This is a genomic window from Burkholderia sp. MSh2 (genome assembly GCF_000731655.1).
In the GTDB taxonomy this organism is placed as follows: domain Bacteria; phylum Pseudomonadota; class Gammaproteobacteria; order Burkholderiales; family Burkholderiaceae; genus Burkholderia; species Burkholderia paludis.
Map to the genome: position 1 here is coordinate 94,539 of NZ_JPGM01000038.1, position 6,350 is coordinate 100,888.

Below are 6,350 nucleotides of genomic sequence, written 5' to 3' on the forward strand. Positions count from 1 at the left end.
ACCGGAGCAGGACGTTCGTGCCGGGCGAATCGCGGCGATCGCCCGGCACCATAAAAACATGTGAGGAGACCGCATGCAATCGCTCGAGCAGGTCACGATGGCCAAGGTGTTTCGGCGCCTCGTCCCGTTTTTCATGCTGTGTTATTTCATCTCGTTCCTGGATCGCGTCAACGTCGGCTTCGCCAGCCTGCAGATGAACGATGCGATCGGCCTCACGCCCGCGCAGTACGGTCTGGGCTCGGGGCTGTTCTTCCTGCTCTATTTCCTGTTCGAGGTGCCGTCCAACCTGCTGCTGGTGCGGGTGGGCACGCGCATCTGGATCGCCCGCATCCTGATTACCTGGGGGCTGATCTCGGGCGCCACGGCCTTCGTGACCGGCCCGTGGAGCTTCTATGCCGTGCGGCTGCTGCTGGGCCTTGCCGAAGCCGGGTTCTTCCCCGGCGTGGCCTATTGCATCACGCTGTGGTTCCCGTCGGCGTACCGTGCGCGCGTGATGGGCTACCTGCTGGTGGCCGCGCCGCTGTCGTCGGTGATCGGCTCGCCGATCTCGGGCCTGCTGCTGGGGCTGCGCGGGCTCGACGGCCTGGGCGGGCTGCAAGGCTGGCAGTGGATGTTCCTGATCGAGGCGGCGCCCGCCGTGATCCTGGGCTTCGTCACGCTGCGCTACCTGAAGGGTTCGCCGCGCGACGCGCACTGGCTGCAGGCGGACGAGCGCGCGTGGCTCGCCGCGCGCATGACGAGCGAGGACAACCGGCGCCGCGACGAACACGACATCCCGGTGGCGCGCGTGTTCAGCGACCGGCGCGTGTGGATGCTGGCCGCGATGGCGTTCGGCTTCTTCCTGACGATCTACGGCATCGGCTTTTTCCTGCCGCAGATCGTCAAATCCTTCGGCCTGACCAACGTGCAGACCGGCTTCGTCACGGCGATCCCCTACGTGATCGGCTCGGCCAGCCTGGTGTTCTGGGCGCGCCGCGCCGACCGGACCGGCGAGCGGCGCTGGAACATCGCGATTCCCGCGCTGATCGCCGCCGCTGCGCTGGTAGGCGCCGGCCTGATCGACGCGCCGGTGCTCAAGCTCGGCTGCTTCTGCGTGCTGGCGTTCGGCGTGTTCGGCGCGCTGCCCGCGTTCTGGGCGATCAATACCGACCTGCTGTCCGGGGCCGCCGCGGCAGCCAGCATCGCGTGGATCGGCGCGGTGGGCAACCTGGGCGGTTTCGCCGGACCGTACCTGCTGGGCGTGACCAGGGACCGCACGGGCGGCTACGCGGCGGCGCTGCTGCTGATGGCCGTCGTCGCCCTGCTTGCCGCCGGCATCGCGCTTTCGGTGGGGCGGCAGCGCCGCACCTGTCGCCCCGCATGAACCGACGTGGCCCGCGCGCACGCCGGGCCATTCATCTCTCGATCATCAAGGAGACTGTCATGATCGACACCCGTGACACCCGGCCCGTTGCGCCGGACAACTGCCCGCCGCTCGAGCAAGCGGTGGTGCGCTTCATCCAGGAACTGAAATACGAGCATCTCGACGCGCGCGCGCATGCCGGCATCAGCCGGTTGATGCGCGACCAGATCGCGTTGCAGGTCGGCATTTCGAAACTGCCGTGGTCCGAGCAACTGCTCGCGTATGCGACGGCCCGGCAGCGCCCGGGCAACAGCCGCGTGAGCGCGTCGGCGCTGACGATGAGCGCCGCCGACGCCGCGTTCGTCAATGGCTCGTACGGGCACGGCTTCGAGTACGACGACGCGCACGGCCCCAGCTACAGCCATCCCGGCAGCTGCGTGATTCCGGCCGCGCTCGCGATCGGCGAGGAACTGGGTTCGTCGCTCGAGGAAATCATCGTCGCGATGGTGGCCGGCTACGAAGTCTATGCGCGCATTGGCATGCTGGCCGCACCCGAGCTGCTGCAGCGCGGTTATCACCCGCACGGCACGCTGTCCAACTTCGGCGCGGCGGCCGTGGCCGCCAAGCTGCGCGGGTTCGACGCCGAGACGACGCTGCACGCGCTGGCGATCGCGCTGAGCCACGTGTCGGGTACCACCGAGTACACGTCGACCGGCGGCTCGATCAAGCGCATCCATGCGGGCATCGGTACGCGCAACGGGATGGCCGCGGCCGACATGGCCCGCGCCGGCATCACCGGCCCGCGTGCGTTCCTGAGCGGCAACAAGGGCTTCTTCCGCACCTTCCTGCAACGCACGGCCGGGGACCACGCCGACAAGCGCTTCGTCATCGACCGGCCGTTCGAGATCGGCACGGTGTGGCTGAAGGCGTATTGCGCGTGCTACTGCACGCACGCGTACATCGACGCGCTGCGGCCGTTCGCGGCCCGTCGCGACGACATCGCCGACATCCACCTGAAGATCACGCCGCACTTCAACGTCGTCGTCGGCACGGCCAATGTCAACGCGTATGCGCCGAAGAACATCGAGCACGTGCAGTTCAGCCTGCCGATCCAGGCCGCGTTCACGCTGCTCGGCAAGGGCAACGGCTACCCGGTGCATCGCGACTACCTGGCCGGCAAGGTCGACATGGCGCCGGTGATCGACGTCGCGCGCGGTATCCGCATCACCGAGGAACCCGAGCTGGAGAAGCAGCATCCGGGCAAGTTCGTGGCCGATGTGACCGTCACGTTCAAGGACGGCCGCACCGAGCACGTGTTCGTCGGCGACCCGATCGGCACCGACACGAACCCGATGCCGGAGCACGAGCAGGATGCGAAGTTCATGGACCTGACCGCCGACGTGCTGGGGGCCGAACGCGCGCGCGCGCTGCTGGCCGCGCTGCGTGAGCTGAATCCGGCGACGAAGGCCGCCGAGCTGACTGCGATGTGGGCCGTCGAAGGCTGACCGTGAGAGCCGTCCGGGGCGCCATGCGCATCCCCGGGCGGGCGCCACACAAGACAATGGGCGGCGCCGGGATACCGGACGCCGCCCATCCTTTTCCGCGTTGACCCTCGAATACCGGGCCGTCAACGTCGCGTGTGAATCGCGAAGCTCCCGCCTATTTCCGCACGCTCGCGACGATCGCCTCGGCCGCGCGGATCACCGGAAGATCGACCATGCGGCCGTCGAGGTTGAACACCGCGCCCCCGTGCTTCGCGGCTTCGTCGATCACGCGGCGCGCCCACGCCTGTTCTTCATCCGAATAGCCCAATGCGTCGTTTACACCGGCGACCTGCGCCGGGTGGATGCACAGCTTGCCGCCGAAGCCGAATGCGCGGGCACGCCGGGCATCGGCCGCGAGGCGCCCGGCGTCGTCGGTACGCACGGTCACGCCGTCGATCGGCGCGGGCAGCCGGGCGCGGCGCGATGCGGCTACGAGCGCGTTGCGCGCGAAGGCCAGTTCCGGTTCTTCGGCCGATGCACGCATGCCGAGGTCGAGCTGGAAATCCAGATGGCCGAACGCGAGTCGCACGACCTGCGGATCGCGCGCGAGCGCATCGGCCGCATCGAGCCCGGCCAGCGATTCGATCAGCGCGACGATGCGTGCTGCGTCGCCGAGCTGTTGCGCAACGTGGCGCAGCGCGCCCGCGTTTTCGGACTTCGGCAGCATCACGACGACGCCGTACGTTGTCCAGTCGCGCAGCATCGCGAGGTCCGCGTCGTGCCACGGCGTACCCACGGCATTCACGCGCACGACGGTGCGCGCGCGCTGTTCCGGCGTCAGCAGCGGCAGGTGCTGCGAAAGCCGATCGCGTGCGGCGTCCTTGCTGTCGAAGCCGACCGCATCCTCGAGATCGATGACGATGCAGTCGGCTGCCGAATCGAGCGCCTTTGCAAAACGTTCGGGCCGGGTGGCCGGCACGAACAGGAAACTGCGCGCGTGCTGCGCGGGAGAGGAGGGCGTGGACATGGTTCAGATCGCGCCGGCGGCGCGCAGTTGTTCGATATCGGCGTCTGAGCGTCCGAGTTCGCGCAGAATCGCCGTGCTGTGCTCGCCGAGCGCGGGCACCGCATCCATGCGAATGTCGAAGCTGTCGATCGTGGCGGGCGGCAGCAGCGCCTGCAGTTCGCCGGCGGGCGAATCGACGGTGCGGAAGCGTTCGCGCGCATGCAGTTGCGGGTGCGTCCACAGATCGCTCACCTGGTTGACGGCCGCGTTCGCGATCTGCGCGTCGTCCAGCCGGGCAATCACCTCCTGCGCGGTGAGGCCGGCAAAAGCCGCTTCGATCACGGCCTTCAGTTCGGTGCGATGTTCCGAGCGCCGGACGTTGGCGTCGAAGCGCGGGTCGGTTGCCAGCGCCGGGTCGCGCAGCACCGTGTCGCAGAACGCCTTCCACTCGCGCTCGTTCTGCAGGCCCAGCATCACCACGCGGCCATCGCCCGCCGCGAACGGGCCGTAGGGGTAGATCGTCGCGTGCGCCGCGCCGTTGCGGCCGGGCTGCTGCTGGCCGTCGTACGCGTAGTACATCGGGAAGCCCATCCACTCGGCCAGCGCTTCCAGCATCGAGATTTCCACGTGCGAGCCTTCGCCGGTGACGCCGCGCTGCAGGAGCGCACTGAGAATGCCGGTGTACGCGTACATGCCGGCCGCGATATCCGCGATCGAGTTGCCGGCCTTGCTCGGCTCGTCGGGCGTGCCGGTGATCGACAGGAACGCGGCCTCGCTCTGGATCAGCAGGTCGTAGGCTTTCTTGTCGCGATACGGGCCGTCGCCGCCGTAGCCGGAGATGTCGCACACGATGAGCCGCGGATGTTTCGCGTGCAACGCATCGAACGACAGCCCCATGCGCGCGGCCGCGCCCGGTGCGAGGTTCTGCACCAGCACGTCGGCCTGCGCGATGAGTTCGCCGAGCACGTGCTGCGCGGCCGGTTGTTTCAGGTCCAGCGTGAGGCTTTCCTTCGAGCGGTTGGTCCAGACGAAGTGCGACGCGAGTCCGCGCGTACGGTGATCGTAGGCGCGTGCAAAATCGCCGACGCCGGGGCGCTCCACCTTGATGACGCGCGCGCCGAGATCGGCGAGCTGGCGGGTGCAGAAGGGGGCGGCGATCGCGTGTTCGAGCGTGACGACGGTCATCCCGCTCAGGGGGCCTTTTCGAGCTTGCATGGTCGGATCGTTATTCCAGTTCGGCGCTGGCCTGCATGGCCAGCTGTCCTTGCGGGCCGCGTGCCCAGACACGGGCGGTGTGACCGTCGAGCGCGCCGTTCGCCGTGAAGGGCGCGGTGTCGAACAGCGGGCTGACCGCCTTGAATTCGAAGGTGCGGATGGTCTTGCGGGGGTGCGTGCGGCGCAGTTCCTCCATCAGAAGCATCGCGATCAGCGGGCCGTGCACCACCAGGCCCGGATAGCCTTCTTCCCGCATCGCATACGGACGATCGTAGTGGATCCGGTGGCCGTTGAAGGTCAGCGCGGAGAAACGCATCAGCAGTACCGGGTCGGGCGTGATGGTGCGCGAATACTGTTCGTCGACAGGGGCCGGTTGCGGAGCCGGTGCCGCTGCGCCGGGCGAAGCGGGCGGCGGTGCATCGCGATACACGATGTCCTGTTCCTCGCGGATCGCCACGCCTCGCGCATCGCCGATTTCGTGCAGCACGGTCACGAACGCGAGCTGGCCGCTGCGGCCGGACTTGCTCTGCACGTTCAGGATCGTGGACCGGCGTTGCACCGGCGCATCGACAGCCAGCGGGCGCAGGAACTGCAGCCGCCCGCCGGCCCACATGCGGCGCGGCAGCGCGACCGGCGGCAGGAAGCCGCCGCGCCGCGGGTGGCCGTCGACACCGATGTTCGACTGGCGCTCGCCGGGCAGGAAGTACAGCCAGTGCCACAGCGGCGGCAGGGCATCCGGCAGCGCGGACGCATCCGCGTAGTCCAGCGTCGCCTGCAGGAGCCGGATCGGTGCGTGGGTGATCCGGTCCGTGCTTTCCTCGCTGCGGCCGATCCAGGCATCGAATGATTCGGGTTGCTCGACACTCATGTCGTTTCGCGCTCTCGATGATTGAAGCGTCGTGAAGGCTGCAAGCGCTCGCGCGAGCGTGCCCTTGCAGCCGTTCCCGTCAGAGTTCGTCGACCAGTTCCGGCACGAGCGCGAACAGGTCGCCGACGAGGCCGTAGTCGGCCACGCCGAAGATCGGCGCTTCCGGATCCTTGTTGATCGCGACGATCACCTTCGAATCCTTCATGCCGGCCAGATGCTGGATCGCACCCGAGATGCCGACCGCGATGTACAGCTGCGGCGCGACGATCTTGCCGGTCTGGCCGACTTGATAGTCGTTCGGCACGTAGCCGGCGTCGACCGCCGCGCGCGATGCGCCGAGTGCTGCCGACAGCTTGTCGGCCAGCGGCTCCAGCACCTTCGTGTAGTTCTCGCCGCTGCCCAGGCCGCGGCCGCCCGACACGATGATGCTCGCGC

6 protein-coding genes are annotated in these 6,350 nt (G+C 68.4%); 2 read left to right on the top strand and 4 right to left on the bottom strand.

The annotated features are described in order from the left end of the window. Positions 1–73: 73 nt before the first annotated feature. On the top strand, positions 74–1,363 hold the full coding sequence (locus tag GQ57_RS24035) for an MFS transporter (protein WP_031400741.1): 1,290 nt from the start codon (positions 74–76) through the stop codon (positions 1,361–1,363). 59 nt (positions 1,364–1,422) lie between these two features. Further along, complete coding sequence (locus tag GQ57_RS24040) at positions 1,423–2,847, top strand: MmgE/PrpD family protein (protein ID WP_031400742.1); 1,425 nt, start codon at positions 1,423–1,425, stop codon at positions 2,845–2,847. 154 nt (positions 2,848–3,001) lie between these two features. Here GQ57_RS24040 and GQ57_RS24045 read toward each other — a convergent pair whose 3' ends face one another. The 4 genes from GQ57_RS24045 to GQ57_RS24060 form a co-directional block, all read right to left on the bottom strand. Then, positions 3,002–3,853, bottom strand: coding sequence for an HpcH/HpaI aldolase/citrate lyase family protein (locus tag GQ57_RS24045; protein WP_031400743.1), 852 nt, complete (start codon positions 3,851–3,853; stop codon positions 3,002–3,004). 3 nt (positions 3,854–3,856) lie between these two features. After that, positions 3,857–5,047, bottom strand: coding sequence for a CaiB/BaiF CoA transferase family protein (locus GQ57_RS24050; RefSeq protein ID WP_034199221.1), 1,191 nt, complete (start codon positions 5,045–5,047; stop codon positions 3,857–3,859). Positions 5,048–5,057: 10 nt separating this feature from the next. Continuing rightward, on the bottom strand, positions 5,058–5,915 hold the full coding sequence (locus tag GQ57_RS24055) for an FAS1-like dehydratase domain-containing protein (protein WP_034199222.1): 858 nt from the start codon (positions 5,913–5,915) through the stop codon (positions 5,058–5,060). A gap of 79 nt (positions 5,916–5,994) precedes the next feature. Beyond that, a partial coding sequence (locus GQ57_RS24060) for an electron transfer flavoprotein subunit alpha/FixB family protein (protein ID WP_034199223.1) occupies positions 5,995–6,350 on the bottom strand: 356 nt, incomplete at its 5' end.